16 protein-coding genes are annotated in these 14,786 nt (G+C 66.6%); 9 read left to right on the forward strand and 7 right to left on the reverse strand.

Translation table 11 applies throughout. From position 1 onward, the window contains the following. Positions 1-108: 108 nt before the first annotated feature. The gene (locus tag ACQP2D_RS42300) at positions 109-984 is read right to left on the reverse strand and encodes an NAD(P)-dependent oxidoreductase (protein WP_433681483.1); all 876 of its coding nucleotides are present in this window, start codon (positions 982-984) and stop codon (positions 109-111) included. Positions 985-1,128: 144 nt separating this feature from the next. Between ACQP2D_RS42300 and ACQP2D_RS42305 the strand changes: the two genes are divergently transcribed. Further along, positions 1,129-1,479 (forward strand): winged helix-turn-helix transcriptional regulator, encoded by a 351-nt coding sequence (locus tag ACQP2D_RS42305; RefSeq protein WP_433681484.1) that lies wholly within the window; start codon positions 1,129-1,131, stop codon positions 1,477-1,479. Between the two features lie 31 nt (positions 1,480-1,510). On the opposite strand, the gene ACQP2D_RS42310 is transcribed toward ACQP2D_RS42305, so the two are convergent. Together ACQP2D_RS42310 and ACQP2D_RS42315 are read right to left on the reverse strand one after the other, a co-directional pair. Beyond that, positions 1,511-2,632, reverse strand: coding sequence for a glycerate kinase (locus tag ACQP2D_RS42310; RefSeq protein ID WP_433681485.1), 1,122 nt, complete (start codon positions 2,630-2,632; stop codon positions 1,511-1,513). Positions 2,633-2,712: 80 nt separating this feature from the next. After that, entirely contained in the window at positions 2,713-4,323 is a 1,611-nt protein-coding gene (locus ACQP2D_RS42315) for an alpha/beta hydrolase (protein ID WP_433681486.1), read from the reverse strand. A 164-nt stretch (positions 4,324-4,487) separates the two neighbouring features. Here ACQP2D_RS42315 and ACQP2D_RS42320 point away from each other — a divergent pair, with 164 nt between their 5' ends. Further along, positions 4,488-4,799 (forward strand): GNAT family N-acetyltransferase, encoded by a 312-nt coding sequence (locus ACQP2D_RS42320; RefSeq protein ID WP_433681487.1) that lies wholly within the window; start codon positions 4,488-4,490, stop codon positions 4,797-4,799. An 8-nt stretch (positions 4,800-4,807) separates the two neighbouring features. Here the strand turns inward: ACQP2D_RS42320 and ACQP2D_RS42325 are convergent, their stop codons facing one another. Continuing rightward, complete coding sequence (locus ACQP2D_RS42325) at positions 4,808-5,569, reverse strand: lysophospholipid acyltransferase family protein (protein ID WP_433681488.1); 762 nt, start codon at positions 5,567-5,569, stop codon at positions 4,808-4,810. Between the two features lie 71 nt (positions 5,570-5,640). Between ACQP2D_RS42325 and ACQP2D_RS42330 the strand changes: the two genes are divergently transcribed. The 3 genes from ACQP2D_RS42330 (at position 5,641) to ACQP2D_RS42340 (ending at position 7,687) form a co-directional block, all read left to right on the forward strand. Beyond that, the gene (locus ACQP2D_RS42330; protein WP_433681489.1) at positions 5,641-6,285 is read left to right on the forward strand and encodes a YqgE/AlgH family protein; all 645 of its coding nucleotides are present in this window, start codon (positions 5,641-5,643) and stop codon (positions 6,283-6,285) included. Between the two features lie 185 nt (positions 6,286-6,470). Beyond that, complete coding sequence (locus tag ACQP2D_RS42335) at positions 6,471-6,980, forward strand: sigma-70 family RNA polymerase sigma factor (protein WP_354960887.1); 510 nt, start codon at positions 6,471-6,473, stop codon at positions 6,978-6,980. Beyond that, complete coding sequence (locus ACQP2D_RS42340; RefSeq protein WP_433681490.1) at positions 6,977-7,687, forward strand: anti-sigma factor family protein; 711 nt, start codon at positions 6,977-6,979, stop codon at positions 7,685-7,687. Before ACQP2D_RS42335 ends, ACQP2D_RS42340 begins: the two co-directional genes overlap by 4 nt. A gap of 62 nt (positions 7,688-7,749) precedes the next feature. Here ACQP2D_RS42340 and ACQP2D_RS42345 read toward each other — a convergent pair whose 3' ends face one another. The 3 genes from ACQP2D_RS42345 to ACQP2D_RS42355 all read right to left on the reverse strand — a co-directional run bounded on the left by ACQP2D_RS42345 (position 7,750) and on the right by ACQP2D_RS42355 (position 10,136). Beyond that, entirely contained in the window at positions 7,750-8,523 is a 774-nt protein-coding gene (locus tag ACQP2D_RS42345; RefSeq protein WP_433681491.1) for an ABC transporter permease, read from the reverse strand. Further along, positions 8,520-9,497 carry an ATP-binding cassette domain-containing protein gene (locus ACQP2D_RS42350; protein ID WP_433681492.1) on the reverse strand — a complete coding sequence of 326 codons (978 nt, stop codon included), beginning with the start codon at positions 9,495-9,497 and terminating at the stop codon, positions 8,520-8,522. The genes ACQP2D_RS42345 and ACQP2D_RS42350 overlap by 4 nt, the downstream gene beginning before the upstream one ends. 123 nt (positions 9,498-9,620) lie before the next feature. Beyond that, positions 9,621-10,136, reverse strand: coding sequence for an EXLDI protein (locus tag ACQP2D_RS42355; protein WP_433681493.1), 516 nt, complete (start codon positions 10,134-10,136; stop codon positions 9,621-9,623). Between the two features lie 178 nt (positions 10,137-10,314). Here ACQP2D_RS42355 and ACQP2D_RS42360 point away from each other — a divergent pair, with 178 nt between their 5' ends. The 4 genes from ACQP2D_RS42360 to ACQP2D_RS42375 are packed head-to-tail and all read left to right on the forward strand — an operon-like array spanning position 10,315 to position 14,750. Next, complete coding sequence (locus tag ACQP2D_RS42360; protein WP_433681494.1) at positions 10,315-11,994, forward strand: thiamine pyrophosphate-binding protein; 1,680 nt, start codon at positions 10,315-10,317, stop codon at positions 11,992-11,994. After that, the gene (locus ACQP2D_RS42365; RefSeq protein WP_433681495.1) at positions 11,991-12,650 is read left to right on the forward strand and encodes an SRPBCC family protein; all 660 of its coding nucleotides are present in this window, start codon (positions 11,991-11,993) and stop codon (positions 12,648-12,650) included. Before ACQP2D_RS42360 ends, ACQP2D_RS42365 begins: the two co-directional genes overlap by 4 nt. Before the next feature lie 10 nt (positions 12,651-12,660). Further along, positions 12,661-13,719: a 3-oxoacyl-ACP synthase III family protein gene (locus tag ACQP2D_RS42370; protein ID WP_433681496.1), complete on the forward strand. Its 1,059-nt coding sequence runs from the start codon at positions 12,661-12,663 to the stop codon at positions 13,717-13,719. Beyond that, positions 13,716-14,750 (forward strand): aminotransferase class I/II-fold pyridoxal phosphate-dependent enzyme, encoded by a 1,035-nt coding sequence (locus ACQP2D_RS42375; RefSeq protein WP_433681497.1) that lies wholly within the window; start codon positions 13,716-13,718, stop codon positions 14,748-14,750. Before ACQP2D_RS42370 ends, ACQP2D_RS42375 begins: the two co-directional genes overlap by 4 nt. The last annotated feature ends 36 nt before the right edge of the window (positions 14,751-14,786 follow it).

Below are 14,786 nucleotides of genomic sequence, written 5' to 3' on the forward strand. Positions count from 1 at the left end.
CGGGCAGGGGTCGCCGCCGCACATGGACCGGCACCGGTGGCGGACGACGAGGATCCGTGGCGTGGCGGAGTGCGCCGCGGATTCACCTCGTGCCGCCGACAGTCCAGCTCACCGACCGGTGAATACCTGGTAGACGGGAACCACGTTGCCCGCCTGCTCGCTGGCCGCGATGGCACGCCGCCACAGCCCCTGCGATGCGTGCGAGAGTGTCGCGTCGACGCCGACCTCCTCGCTGGCCTCGATAATGTGCTGCGCGCCAGCGTCCATCATCTTCAGGCTGGCCAGGGTGCCCCAGCCGCCCGCCTTCGCCGCGGCCGCGAAGTCCTCGATGAAGTACGGGTACGCGGCGGCCGAGCGCAGTGCGAAGGGCAGGAACTGGTCGATGCTGTGACCGGACTTCTCGATCACCGCGAGCGCCTGGTCGAAGGCGAGCATCCACGGATGGAAGATGATCAGTCCGGCCTGGTAGAAGACCTGGGCGAGCCCGTCGTCCACACCGAGGTATTCCTGTGGGCTCAGCGGACGCAGCAGTTCGGCGTGCGCGTCGAAGACCTGCTGGGGACCGCTGTAGAAGATGAACGACGCGGGATGGACGATATTGTCCCCCGCCGACATGACGCCGCCGGAGATGAACTCCGCACCGTGCTCGCGCACCCAGGCCGCACCCTTGCGGGCCTTTTCCGGAGAATCCGAGGACAGGTTCGCGATCACCTTGCCCTGCAGGTGGTCGGTCGCCTGGCCGAGCACGTCGTACATGGCGGCATAGTGGGTGAGGCTGAGTACGGTCACCTCATTGGCGTCGAGCGCCTCGGCGACCGTGGCGGCCCGCTTCGCGCCGAGTCCGACCATGGCGTCGACCTTGTCGGTGCTGCGGTTCCACACCGTCACCTCGATACCGGCGTCGAGGAAGGCCCGGACCATGGCCTGGCCCATCGGCCCGAGGCCGAGCACGGAGACGGATCCAGTGGTGGTCTGTTCGGACATTGTGTGTCCCTTCGGTTCTCGTTCGATCGGTTGTCGGCGCCAACGTCCATGGTCGTTATCGCAGGTAGGGTCGGGAAGACCGAACGTTGAGGTGTGGTTGCTTACCTCGAGGTTCGAATTCAGCTCAGAAGGAGTGCGGTGGAGATGAGCAGTGACGCAGATCACGATGTGTGCGGCATGTCGGTGGCGATCGATGTCGTCGGCGGCAAATGGAAGCTGCATCTGATGTGGGTGCTCGGCGCCGGCCCGCAGCGCTTCGGCCGGATTCGCAAGCTGCTCACCGGCGTCAGTGAAAAGGTCCTCGCCGAGAACCTGCGCCACCTCGAAGCCAGCGGTGTGGTCCACCGCGAGGTCTTCCCCGAAGTCCCCCCGCGCGTCGAATATTCCCTCACTCCACTCGGTGCAGAACTCGCGGTGGCCCTGCGCCCGCTCGAGGCCTGGGGCGATGCCCACCGCGACGAACTGCTCGGCAACCTGCTCGCGGCGGCGGGCTAGCGGCCGCCCCCGTATCCAGGGCTCGCGCGGATCACATTCGGATGTTGTCCACCGCTATTCGTTCGCCGACGCGGGCGAGCAACTGTGCCGCGTCGGCGATGCAGCGGGCCGGATCCGGCTCCATATCGGCCAGGGCGTAGCAGGCGGTGAAGCCCGCCGCTCGGATCTCATCGCGCGTCAACCGCGTTCGGCCGACGGCCGCCACCACCGCGACGCCCGCCTTGCCAGCCACCTCGCAGACGCCGATCGGGGCCTTGCCGTGCAGACTCTGCGCATCGAGGGAACCCTCGCCGGTGACGACGAGGGCGGCACCGTCGAGAAGTGCTGGGAAATCGAGAAGTTCGAGTACCACCTCGATGCCACTGCGCACCTGCGCGCCGAGCGCCGCCAAGGCGCCGAAGCCGGTGCCGCCCGCCGCGCCCGCTCCCGGGACAGCCGCGAATTCCGGTGCGACGACGGCCGCCCAGTTCGTCAGCGCCGCCTCGAGGATGGGCAGATCCGACGGCGTCGCCCCCTTCTGGGGCGCGTACACCGCGACCGCGCCGGTCGGGCCGAGCAGGGGGTTGTCGACATCGCAGGCCAAGGTGAAGTTCGCAGCCGAAATGCCCGGATGCAATCGGGTGCGGTCCACTCGCGCGGCCTGCACCAAAGCGGCTCCACCCGTGGGCAATTCATTGCCGTCGGCGTCCAGGATGCGCGCGCCGAGGGCCCGCAGCATGCCCGCACCGCCGTCGGTGGAGGCGCTGCCGCCGAGGCCGAGAACGATATCGGTGGCGCCGCGATCCAATGCGTGTGCGATGACGACGCCGAGTCCATAGGTGTGCGCACCGAGCGGATCGGGTTGTCCCGCCGGTAGTTTCGTCAGTCCGACCGCTGCGGCCAATTCGATGACCGCCGTGGTCCCCTGCACCGCATAGGCCGCGGTATCGGCTACTCCCGTTGGACCCGGCGCATCGACCTCGATCCGCTCCCAGCCCGCCGCCACAAATGCGTCGACGGTTCCGTCGCCGCCGTCCGCGACCGGCACCCGCCGGATCTCGGCCTCCGGGCACGCGCGCGCAATGCCAGCGGCCAGCGCCGCCGCCACCTCGGGCGCGGTCAGCGAGCCCTTGAACTTATCCGGAGCGAGCACCACCCGGAACGCGGACGTCATCCCCACATTGTCCGGGGTGGTTCCGATGGGCGCACGTCGGGCAGTGCGCAGTGCGCGGGTGATGGGGTGATCTCTACCGCCTACCGCAACGGCGCTTGATCTGCGTGGTCGATGGTGACCTGGCCGGTGCGCAGGTAGGTCATCACGGCCTCGTCGACGATGGTGTTGCCGCGGCCGAAGGCACCGTGGTCACCGCCCTCGACGGTGATCAGCGCGCCGCCGATGGCGCGGGCCATGGCCGGGCCGCCCTCGTAGGTGGTCAGCGCGTCGCGGCGGCTCTGCAGCAGCAGCGGGCGGGTGCGCAGGTCCTTGCCGTTGATCGGCACCGGTTTGGTCACCGGTTTCCAGTTGCCGCAGGCGGTTCCGGAGCGGACCAGATCGGCGCGGGCGTCCATGGCATTGCCGCCCGATGCGATGGTGGCGAAGGCCGAGCCGATCAGCTCGAGCCTGCCGCGCACGCCGTTCTCATTGCAGGTGATGGCGGAGAAGACGAACCGACCGGTGGGATCGGTGCTGGTCGCGCCCTCGATGGCGAGCAGCTGGCGGACATTCTTCGGGTCGATATTGGCATCGGCCATCGCCCTGGCGAAGGTCGGCCAGAACGTGCGGGTGTAGGTGGCGACGGCGGTCGCACCGACCAGCGGCACCTGCGCGGACGCACCGCCGGTGAGCATGAGGCGCACCAGATTCTGCACCTTGCCCGCCTGCTCCACGCTGCCGTTGAAGCCGTCGCGGGCGATCTCGGCGAGCGGTTCGGGCAGCGCGCCGGGCAGATCGGCGACGCTGGCCGGTGGCGGGGTCAGATTGGCGTACCAGCCGCCGCCCTGGTCCGCGACCAGCCGCACCCAATTCTGGTACACCTGCAACGCCGTATCCCCGAGCCGGTATTCGCCGCTGTGCTCGGCGATCCAGGCGAACAGATCATCGAGGCGCTGCTTGCCAGCGACCTGCTGCTGCGCGAACTCCTCGGTCCACACCCAGTCGGGATTCACATTGGAGTCCAGCACCATGCGATCCACCCGGTTCGGGAACAGCGATGCGTACACCGCGCCGAGATAGGTGCCATAGGACGTGCCGAGATAGCTGATCCGGTCGACGCCGAGCGCGGCGCGCACCTGGTCCAGATCGCGGGCGGTGCTCTCGGTGGTGATGGTGTCGAGGTAGCCGGGCAGTGCGGCGTCGCAGGCCTTCTTGATATCGTCGCGGTTACCGCCGCCGAGCGAAACCTGTTCGCCGTCAGCCGATTCCGAGGTATCCGCCGGAGTATCACAGCGCAAGGGCGTGGCCCAGCGCAGTCCGCGCGGCTGCACCGCGACCCGGTCGTAGTGCTCGTTGAGTTCGGCGGGCAGCGAGTCGATGCGGCGCGCCCAGTAGTCCAGCGCGTCCGCGCCGGGTCCGCCCGGATTGGCGATGATGACGCCGCGGCGCTGCGCGGTGGCGGCGATCCGGCTGACGGTGAGTTCGATCCGCGCACCGTCGGGTTCGGCGTAGTTCATCGGGACGGAGATCACCGCGCATTGCACGCCGTGTCCCTCGGTCACCGAGGAGTCCGGGCAGGCGCCGAAGGCGGCACCGGGTGTGGCCGCGGCCTCCGCCGTGATGATCGATCCGCTGATCAGGGTGGTGGCGGCCACCGCGACCAGTACCCGGGAAAAACCCAGCACCCGCGAACTGCCCAGCGCCCTCATCATGTCTCGTACCTCCGCCCGGCCTGCCCCTCACTCCCGGTGGAGGCGTTCGGCGCGACCAAGAGCATTCTTGCCAGCCCGGCACCGGTAGACAAGTCGAGCAACCGATCGGAGCCGATTAGTGTTGCGGTACACCGCCGCCCACCCATACCGAGTAGCGTCGAGCCATGTCGACTGAGGTCCGTAACAACGCCATGCTGGAACGCTTCGAGATCTATGTCGACAGTGCGATCGCCGGATACACCGAATACCAGGACACGGCCTCCGAACGCGCCTTCGTCCACACCGAGATCTATCCGCAGCACGAAGGCCAGGGCTATGGCCGGGTGCTGGTGCAGGCGGCACTGAACGCCTCGCGGCGGGAGGGTTTCGGCATTCTGCCGATGTGCCCGATGGTCTATCACTTCATCGAGTCGCGACCGGAGTACATCGCGCTGGTCCCGCAATGGGCGCGCCAGAAGCTCGGCCTGCCCCAGTAGGCAGGGGTTCAGTACGCGGCGACGGCCCCGTCGAGCGCCTGCTGCAGATCGGTGCGCACCAGCCGGGCGATCTCCGCGGGCTTGGCGGGCAACTCGGTGATCGGAACCCCGAAATAGACGCTGGCCGCCTTGGCCTCTTCCTTCGTGACCGGCACGGTCGGATCGGCTCGGGGTCCATAGCTCAATGCCATGCTGACCAGCACCGGCTGCGCACCCAACTTCATCGCCCGGAACGCGATGTGACCGATTCCGCTGCCCACCGGCTGTACCTCGGTGTGATCGATCTCATTGCAGGTGCCCTCCGGAAAGACCGCGATTCCATCGCCATCCGCCATGCGTTCGGCACAGATATCCATCATTCGCTGACCGGCCGCGTTCACCGCCCGCAGACCGTGGTCCTTGCCGCGGAACACTGGGATCCCGCCCATCATGTCGATCTTGCGACGCTGGTCGTCATCGAGGAACAGCTCATCCTTGGCCAGTACCCGCACCCGCCCGATCACCCGGCGCAATTCGCTGCGCCAGGCTGCCGCGGCGACGGTGTACGGATCGGATTCGGAGAGGTGGTTGATGGCGATGAGCAGTGGTCTGCGCTGGCCGATCACCTCGTGCAGCAGCTTGCGCGCACCCTCGGCGTACGCGACGCTCGGATGGTATCGACGCCCGAGAATGGCGTAGGCGCCCCACGCCTTCAGCCGGTTCTGCTGGTGTTCGCGATAGAAGTCGTAGACAGTGTCCGCATTGTCGAGGAGAACCTCGGGCCGTTCCATGGCCACACAGTAACGGAATCCGCCACGCCGCTTGACCGACGAACGGCCCCCGACGGTGCGATGATGTCGGGGTGGCACGCGGAGATGACCCGGACGATCGGAAGACTCGCGGCGGACAGGGTGACCGCAGGCGACGCGATTCCCGGCACGGCGAGCAGGTGGTGCGCGCCGGCACCCTGCTGGTGTCGGCGACCGACCTGGTCGAGCCGACATTTCGGCGCACCGTCGTCTACATCATCGAGCACAACGAGGCGGGCAGTCTCGGTGTGGTGCTCAACCGCCCGAGCGATACCGCGGTGCACGACGTGCTGCCACGCTGGACCGAGGCGGCGGCGCCGCCGCGCACGCTGTTCATCGGCGGCCCGGTCAAGCGGGACGCGGCCCTATGCCTGGGCACGGTACGGGTCGGCGCCTCGATCGCCGGTGTCTCCGGACTGCGCCGCATCGACGGCCGCGTGGTGCTGGTCGACCTCGACGCGGATCCGGAACAGATCACCCCGCTGATCGAGGGTCTGCGCATATTCGCCGGCTACGCGGGCTGGACCTTCGGCCAGCTCGAAGGCGAACTGCAGAACAACGATTGGATCGTGCTCTCGGCGCTGCCCTCGGATCCGATCAGCACCGGCCGCCCGGACCTGTGGGCCCACGTCCTGCGCCGCCAGCCGCTTCCCCTGTCGCTGCTCGCGACACACCCGATTGAACTAGAACGCAACTAGCTACGTGATCTGCATGGAGGAGGAAATACCGACATGCGACACGACAGCTGATCCGGCGAGCACATGGATAACTCGTCGAGGACGTCCAGCAGCCGATCACCCCAACAGCCGCCAGCCGACTACGAAGCCAACCGAACACCCCACAACCGGCACAAGGCGCGAGGCAGCGGAGGAGCAGGTGACATATGCCCGAAGAACAGGCCGAGCTCATGCGGGCGCTCTATCAGGAACATGCCGCGGCGCTGTGGCGCTACACGCTCGGTTTGGTTCGCGACCCGGGTCGGGCCGAGGACATCGTGCAGGAGACGTTGTTGCGGGCCTGGCAGCGCCCGAATGTGCTCGATCAATCGACGACATCGGCGCGGGCGTGGTTGTTCACCGTCGCGCGCAATCTCGCCGTGGATGAGCATCGCAGCGCGCGCAGCCGACGCGAGTTCCGCACCGACAATCCGCCGGAGCGGGCCGCGCCGGATCAGGCCGATCGGGCCCTGGACGGCTGGCTGGTCGCGGACGCGTTGGGGCGGCTCAGCGCCGATCACCGCGAGGTGATCGTGCGTGCCTACTATCGAGGTCTTTCCACGCACCAGATCGCCGAGGAACTCGATATCCCGGCGGGCACGGTGAAATCCCGGTTGCACTACGGCATGCGGGCGCTACGGCTGGCACTACAGGAGATGGGGGTGACGAACCGATGACGGATATTGCCGACGACTACTCGACGTGGGACGCACCCTATGTACTCGGCTCCCTGACCCGACTCGAGCGGCAGGAGTACGAGGAGCATCTGGCCGGCTGCCCGGTCTGCCAGGCCGCGGTGGCCGATCTCGCCGGACTCCCCGGTCTGCTCGCCCTGGTCGAACCCGAGACCGCGCTCGCGATGATCGAGCCGCTGGAAGCACCTGCGGCCGAACCCGAGCCGCCCGCACAACTGCTACCCCGGCTCGCCGCGGTGGCCGAAAGGCGCAGGCGGCGCAGCCGGTGGGCTACCGTCGGCGCCGCGATCGCGGCGGCCGCCGCGGCGGTGGCCATCGCGATTCCGGTGGTCACCTCGATGACCGCGACGGAAAAGCCATCGAGCACCGAACAGGTTGTGGCCGAACGCAGTATGCAACCGGTCAAGCCGAATCCGGTGACGGCCAGCTTCAAAGTCGTTCGCGCCGACAGCAAGACGCGGATCGTGATGACGTGCAGTTATGGGCCGAGCGAGCAGCGCTACAGCTGGAATCTCAACCTGTACGTCATCGGCACCGATGGCAGTCAGAGCAAACTCGATGAATGGCCCGCCGGGCCGGGGACCGAGCTGACGATCGACCGGACCATCGATAAGGCACCGGACCAGATCCGGGAGGTGCAGATCCGGTTGGCGTCGACGGGCGATGTGCTGCTCTCCGGCACGGTCTGACACGATTCGATCCCCTCGCCGAACTCGGCGAGGGGATCGAAGGTGATCGGGCGCAACGCGATTCAGCGCTGCCCCTGCTTGCGGAAGACCGAGGTCGACCAGAAATATCCGACCACCCCGAGGCCGATGCACCAGGCGACGGAAATGATGGCGCTATTGCCGATCTCGGTACCCATGAGCAGGCCGCGGATGGTTTCGGTGATCGGCGTGAACGGCTGGTATTCGGCGAACTGACGCAGGCCGACCGGCATGGTGTCGGTGCCGACCAGGCCGCTGCCGAGGAATGGCAGCATGATCAGCGGGAAGGGCATATTGCTCGCGCTCTCCGGAGTCGACGCGACCAGACCCATACCGACCGCGAGCCAGGTGAGCGCGAGTACGAGCATGGCGAGCAGTCCGAATGCGGCGATCCACTCGATCGCATTCGCCGACGGCCGGAAGCCGACGAGCAGTGCGACACCGACCATCGCGGCGATGCCGAGCAGGGCCTGGATCAATGCGCCCACCACATGTCCGGCGAGGAACGAGGGCTGCGAAATCGCCATTGTGCGAAAACGATTCACAATGCCCTTGGTGGTATCGGTGCAGACCGAGACCGCCACACCCGCGGTCATATAGGCCGGGATCAGCAACAGCATGCCCGGGGCCAGGTAGTCGATGTAATTACCGCCGGACGACTTCTCCAATGCGCCACCGAAGACGAAGTTGAAGATGAGCAGCAGCAGGATCGGCATGATGATGATGCTGATGGTCATGCTCGGGTACCGCTTCGCATGCAACAGATTGCGCCGCAACATCGTCTTCGAGTCGGCGAGGGCGTAGGCCGTAGCGCTCATCGCACGGTCTCCTTTTCCGCGGTGGGATGTCCGGTGAGGGTGAGGAATACGTCGTCGAGGGTGGGCGTGTGCACCGAAAGGCCGGCGACCTCGATCTGCTCGTAGTCGAGCCGGTCGAGTACCGCGCGCAGCGATGTGACGCCGCCATCGCTCGGGACCGCGAGGGTGAACTCCGCCTCGCCCGCGTCATCGACAACGCGCGCCTGCGGCCCCAATGCCGTGGCCGCGGCACTGAGTCCGATCTGATCGGCGAACTCGAGTCGGATATGTCCGCCGGGCACCCGCCGCTTCAATTCGGCGGCCGTCCCCTCGGCGACGATGCGGCCGTGATCGAGTACGGCGATCCGGTCGGCCAGCTGATCGGCCTCCTCGAGGTACTGGGTGGTGAGGAAGACGGTCACGCTGTAGTCGTCGACCAGTGTGCGGATCATCTCCCAAATGGCCCGCCTGCTGCGCGGATCCAGGCCGGTGGTCGGCTCGTCGAGGAAGATGATGCGCGGATCGCCGACCAGCGTCATGGCCAGATCCAGCCGCCGGACCATACCGCCGGAATAGGTGGCCGCGGTCTTATCGCCCGCCTCCACCAGATCGAAGCGCTCGAGCAGTTCGGCGGCGAGGCGCTTGCTCTCCCGACGCGGCAGATGGTGCAGATCGCCCATGAGAACCAGGTTTTCGCGACCGGTCAGCAATTCGTCGACCGCGGAGAACTGGCCGGTGACACCGATCGCGCCGCGCACGGCATCGGGTTCGGTGCCCAGATCATGGCCGTCGACCCGGATCTCGCCCGCATCGGGGCGCAGCAGCGTGGTGAGGATCTGCACGGTGGTGGTCTTGCCCGCACCGTTCGGACCGAGCAGCGAGTAGATCGTGCCCTCCGGGACGGTGATGTCGATGCCATCGAGCACCACCTGCTCACCGAACGATTTACGCAGACCCAGCGCCGAAATGGCGGCGGCGCGATGACCGTTGGTCATGGTCTTCCTTTCATGGAAAGTTTCATAAAATAATGCGAATGACAGCATGCGTTACCCGCACCGCTCCCGGAGTCCGGTGCGGCGATTCATGGTGGTATTCGGTTGTCCGGCCGAAGGATTCGGCTAGATGTCGAGTTCCTCGACCGGCGGCCGGTCGGCGATCTGGGCCACTCGCTCATAGAGCTTGTCCGGAATCTTCCCCTGCAATTCGCCCAGCGAATCGACGACCTCGAAGAGGAAGTCGCCCCAGTCCTGATCGCCGACGCCGAGCATGCGACGCCAGTTCGTCAGATCCTTGATCCAATTGGAGTTCTGCGGGTATTCGTCCCAGTTCGAATACTGGGCGTGCATGACGAATTTGCCCTTCCGACTGCGATATACCCGGACGTGTTCGATGCGCTCCTCGTTCACGTCACGATGTTCGCCGAGCAGGGCGCCGGAGAAGCGGACCTGACGCACGCCGTTGTGGCCGACCCGCAGCACTACCTCGTCGTAGCCCTCCAGCCTGCCCTCCTCCAGTTCGATGAACCGCCGCAGCGCGGTGGTCACCGCCCCCGAGAGATTGCCGCCGACCAGTTCCTGCGCGCGTTGGAACAGGGGTAGATCGTCATCGGCAACATAGATCGTCTTGTTGGGCATGCCATCACTATACGTAGATGTATACGTACATGCAAGCGCCGCCCACACGGGCATTTTTCGGGGTGCATCTTGCGCGAGCCATTGAACCGCTCCGCAGTCCGACTCGTAGTTCACGTGTACGCGATGTGCGATCACGCCGTGCCCGGTGCACCGCGGGGTCGCTACGAGAGGAGTGCCGATGCCGAGCAGGGTCGTTGATTATCTGGTTCGAGCGGTTTCGACCCTAGGCGTGCGACATATCTTCGGAGTCGACGGCGCGAATATCGAGGATCTATACGACGCGCTGTTCGACGCGCCCTACGACGTCACCGGAATCGTTGCCAAACACGAGTTTTCGGCCGCGACCATGGCTGACGGCTATGCCCGCTCGACCGGCGGGCTCGGCGTCGTCGCCGCCACCTCCGGCGGCGGCGCGATGAATCTCGTTGCCGGACTTGCCGAATCGTACGCATCGCGGGTGCCGGTGCTGGCGCTGGTCGGACAGCCGCCGACCGCGGTGGAAGGGCGCGGTGCGTTCCAGGACTCCAGCGGACTCGCTGGCACCATCGACGCGGTCCGGATGTTCGACGCGATCACCCAGTTCTGCGCCCGTGTGGAGACCGCCGCCGACCTGCCCGACATGGTGGCCAGGGCGGTCGACGGCGCCCGGCGCGGCGGGCCCGCCGTACTGCTGCTGCCCAAGGATGTGCAGCAGACTGATATCGGCGATATCCCGCCGCTCCGGTTGACACCGCCGCAGTACCGGCGCGATGAAAGCGGCCTGGCCCGGGTGCGCGCGGCGCTGATCGCGGCCCGCAAGGTCGGCAAGATCGTGATCATCGCGGGTGACCAGGTGGCCCGCGACGACGCACGTGCCGAACTCGCCTGGCTGGCACGGGCATTGGATGCCGCGGTCGGCGTCGCACCGGATGCGAAGGACACCTATGACAATGCCGATCCCGCGTACTGCGGTGTCGCCGGGAGCATGGGGCATGCCGAGCTTTCGGCGGCGCTGCGCTCCGCGGCCCTGTGCCTGATCATCGGCACCCCGATGCCGGTCACCGCGCGCACCGGGTTGGACGAGTTGCTGGCCGAGGGGACCGTCGCGCATATCGGCGTTACCGCGCCGTACGTGACCGCGATCCACGCCACCAGCACCGATCTCGCGCTCGATCTGGCCACGCTCGCCGATGAATTCAGCGGTGATATGGAGATCTCGCGCCACGACCACCCGCATACCGCGTTGACACCGCTGAGCGTGCCCGAGGCGACCGGTCCCGGTGTGCGCTACCGCGCGTTGGTCGAGACCATCGAAGCGCTATTGCCGGAGGGCACAGACGTATTCGCCGATGCGGGCAATACCGGCGCGGCGGTGGTGCACCACCTGCGGGTGCCGCGCGGCGGCCGATTCGTGGTCGCGCTCGGTATGGGCGGAATGGGCTACGCTTTCGGCGCCGCAATAGGTTCGGCATTCGCGCGCCATCGCGGGCCCTCCGGCACCAGGCGCACCGTTGTCGTGGCCGGTGACGGCTCGTTCTACATGCACGGCATGGAATTGCACACCGCGATCGAACACGAGCTGCCGGTCACGTTCATCGTGCTCAACAACAACGCCCACGCCATGTGCGTCACCCGCGAACAGCTCTACTACCAGGATCGCTACAGCTTCAACCGCTTTCGGCCCGCGCACCTGGGTGCGGGCATCGACGCGATGTTCCCTGAACTTCCCGCGTACTCCGTACGTACCACCGAAGACCTGGCCATCGCACTGGGGCGATGTGTCGAAACCGAAGGGCCGTCGTTCATTTCGATAGACGTCGACCCCGACGAAGTTCCACCGTTCATCCCGTTCCTCGCGACATTGGAGAAGATGCAGTGACGATCAGCGCCCTGCCCGCCCTCAGCGATATTCCCGACGCCGTCATCCCCGGAGTACTGCGGATCGAGAACTCCGATAAGGACGCCACCACCCCCATCATCATGGACATGTTGCGGTCGGTGTATCCGCACGACCAGATCTTCGGCGAATACTGTCCGGTGCAGGCGTATATCGCCGCACCGCCGCAGGATGTGTTCGAGTACCTCGCCGATACCCGCTGCCTGGAGGAATGGACCTACAGCCTGCGCGGATTCGTCGAAACCGAGGAACCTGGGCTGTGGCTGGCCTGGGACCGGCTCGGCCCGGAGACCAAGATCTTCACCCGCACCGTCGCGCACCGCGAGGCCATGACCGTCGACTACCACTGCGCCTGGGACCAGAGCCAGCACCTGTGGATGATCTACCTGCTGCGGGTGATCGATGCCCAGGTGGTGTTCAACAAGCCGGGTTCGGTGGTGTTGTGGGTCAACTGCCGTCACCCGTTCTACGAGGAAAACCCCTACCCCGAAACGGCTCCCGAAAAGCGGCCGGTGTGGGTGGGCGACTTCTGGGACATGTTCTCCGCCGGGCACCAGCTCGAGATGGACAACCTCAAGGCGATCTGCGAATACCGTGCCGCACACGGCCTTCCGATCAAGCCCGACTGGATGAAGTGAGGCCACACCCATGATCTCGAACTACGACGGACCCGCCGACCCCGCTGCCACTGGACTGCCGACGGTCAGCCTGGTCGATGTGGCGAGCTATCTGCCGGGCGCGCCGGTCGGCACCGAATACTTCACGCAGTACAGCCGATCCGATCGGATGGCCAAGAATGTCATGTTCCGCTCGCCCAAGGCGCGTCACCACGTGGCCGAGGACGAGACCGCGGTCGATATGGTCGAGCGCGCCGTCGCGCCACTGATCGAACGCCATGGCGCACAGGCGATCGCCGATATCGATGTGCTGATCACCCACACCCAGCTGCCGGACAATCCGGTCATGGGCTGCGGTCCCGAGGTGGCCCGCCGACTCGGTATGAAGCCCCGATTCGTCTACGACGTGCACAATGGCGGCTGCGCGGCGTTCGTGCACATGATGGCGATGGCCAGGATGATCCTGCAGACCACCGACGCGCGCACCGCGCTCATCGCGGCATCGCAGAACTGCGCGGGCCCGGTCTTCACCCAGACCGAGATCCGCAAGCTCGCCCAGGCCCCGGTACCTGGCGACGGATGCGGTGTCGGACTGCTGGTGAAGGACGATTCCGCGCCGATTCTCGATATCGAATGCCGCACCTATCCCGAATTCGCCGGGGATATGGAGTTCTCGACCAACGGTGAGCGCAAGTACTGGCAACCGGGCGAGGGGCAGGGCTGCGTCAGCTTCACCGAATCCAAGATCACCAAGGTGTTCGCGCGCGGCAATCGCCTGGTGCCCGAGGTGGCCTTGGCGGTGTGCGAGCGGATCGGAGTCAAGGGCCGCGATATCGACACCTTCGTCACCAATCAGCCGAACCGGCTGTTCCTGCGCAACTGGCACGATGCGCTGGAGCTGCCCCCGGAGCGCCATCCCGACACCTTCGACCAGTGCGGAAACCTGTTCGCCGCGGGCATTCCGGTCACGCTCGATACCGAGAACCGGGCGGGTCGGCTGCGCAATGGATCGGTCGTGCTGCTGTCGGCCTTCGCACACGCCGGTGACTTCGCCGGAGCCGCGGCGGTGCGCTGGGGCGCGGCCGGATGAGTGTGCGACTGGCCGACGAGTCGCGGCCCTCGCAGCAACACCGGAGTCAGCGGCTGCAACTGCGGTTCGATCTGAGCCTGAGCGAAAACCCTTTTCCGCCACTGCCTTCGGTGCTGCACGCGGTGAACGGTGTACTGGCCCACGCCAACCGCTATCCGGAATTCCTGCCGCGGCGGCTGCCCAAGCTCATCGCCGGGCATGTCGGCGTGCATTCGGATCAGGTGGTCGTCGGGTCCGGCGCGACCGGGGTGGCCATGCAGATCATTCAGGCATTGACCACGCGCGGGGCCGGAATGGTCTACGGGGCACCGACCTTCGACGGTTATCCGATCATGGCGGAGATGGCCGATCTCGAGGTCGTCCGGGTGCCCCTTGATGCGGCGGGCAATCAGGATCTCTGGGCGATGGCAAGGGCCATAGACAAGCGGACCGGTCTGGTGGTGGTCTGCCGTCCGCACAATCCGACCGGCACGGTGATCCCGGCCAGTGAGTTGAAGGCGTTCCTGTGCTCGGTGCCGCGCCGGGTGCCGGTCATCCTCGATGAGGCGTATGCCGAATTTCTCGATCTCACCGATCGGGTCGACACCGTGGCACTGCTGGATCGACATCCGAATCTGCTGGTGCTGCGTACCTTTTCGAAGGCGTACGGGCTGGCCGGACTGCGCATCGGCTACACCTTCGGCGGACCCGAACTGATCGGGCGGGTGCGCAGGCTGCAACTGCCGTTCGGGGTGAGTTCGGCGGCGGTGGCCGCGGTCGCCGCGTCCTACGCCGCCGAACCCGAACTCGCCGCGCGCATCCTGCGCATCACCACCCAGCGCGAGGCCCTGCGCAGCGCACTGCGGCGCGTGCATATCGAGGTCCCGCGCAGCTACGCCAATTTCCTGTACCTGCCCGGGCCGGGCGTGGCAACGGCGCTACGCCGGGCGGGCATCGCAGCCAAGGCGTATCCCGACGGCAGCGCCCGCATCGCCGTCGGAGACCCAGCAGCGGACAATGCCGTCCTAGAGGCACTGGGCTCCTTGCGCTAGCGGATCGAGATCAGGTGGAGACCGGCCGGGTTGGTC

The organism is Nocardia sp. CA-119907, assembly GCF_050955995.1.
GTDB lineage: Bacteria > Actinomycetota > Actinomycetes > Mycobacteriales > Mycobacteriaceae > Nocardia.

Coding starts and splice junctions, on each gene's coding strand:
- ACQP2D_RS42300 (WP_433681483.1), bottom strand. CDS start 984: ATGTCCGAACAGACCACCACTGGATCCGTCTCCGTGCTCGGCCTCGGG.
- ACQP2D_RS42305 (WP_433681484.1), top strand. CDS start 1,129: ATGAGCAGTGACGCAGATCACGATGTGTGCGGCATGTCGGTGGCGATC.
- ACQP2D_RS42310 (WP_433681485.1), bottom strand. CDS start 2,632: ATGACGTCCGCGTTCCGGGTGGTGCTCGCTCCGGATAAGTTCAAGGGC.
- ACQP2D_RS42315 (WP_433681486.1), bottom strand. CDS start 4,323: ATGATGAGGGCGCTGGGCAGTTCGCGGGTGCTGGGTTTTTCCCGGGTA.
- ACQP2D_RS42320 (WP_433681487.1), top strand. CDS start 4,488: ATGTCGACTGAGGTCCGTAACAACGCCATGCTGGAACGCTTCGAGATC.
- ACQP2D_RS42325 (WP_433681488.1), bottom strand. CDS start 5,569: ATGGAACGGCCCGAGGTTCTCCTCGACAATGCGGACACTGTCTACGAC.
- ACQP2D_RS42335 (WP_354960887.1), top strand. CDS start 6,471: ATGCCCGAAGAACAGGCCGAGCTCATGCGGGCGCTCTATCAGGAACAT.
- ACQP2D_RS42340 (WP_433681490.1), top strand. CDS start 6,977: ATGACGGATATTGCCGACGACTACTCGACGTGGGACGCACCCTATGTA.
- ACQP2D_RS42345 (WP_433681491.1), bottom strand. CDS start 8,523: ATGAGCGCTACGGCCTACGCCCTCGCCGACTCGAAGACGATGTTGCGG.
- ACQP2D_RS42350 (WP_433681492.1), bottom strand. CDS start 9,497: ATGACCAACGGTCATCGCGCCGCCGCCATTTCGGCGCTGGGTCTGCGT.
- ACQP2D_RS42355 (WP_433681493.1), bottom strand. CDS start 10,136: ATGCCCAACAAGACGATCTATGTTGCCGATGACGATCTACCCCTGTTC.
- ACQP2D_RS42360 (WP_433681494.1), top strand. CDS start 10,315: ATGCCGAGCAGGGTCGTTGATTATCTGGTTCGAGCGGTTTCGACCCTA.
- ACQP2D_RS42370 (WP_433681496.1), top strand. CDS start 12,661: ATGATCTCGAACTACGACGGACCCGCCGACCCCGCTGCCACTGGACTG.
- ACQP2D_RS42375 (WP_433681497.1), top strand. CDS start 13,716: ATGAGTGTGCGACTGGCCGACGAGTCGCGGCCCTCGCAGCAACACCGG.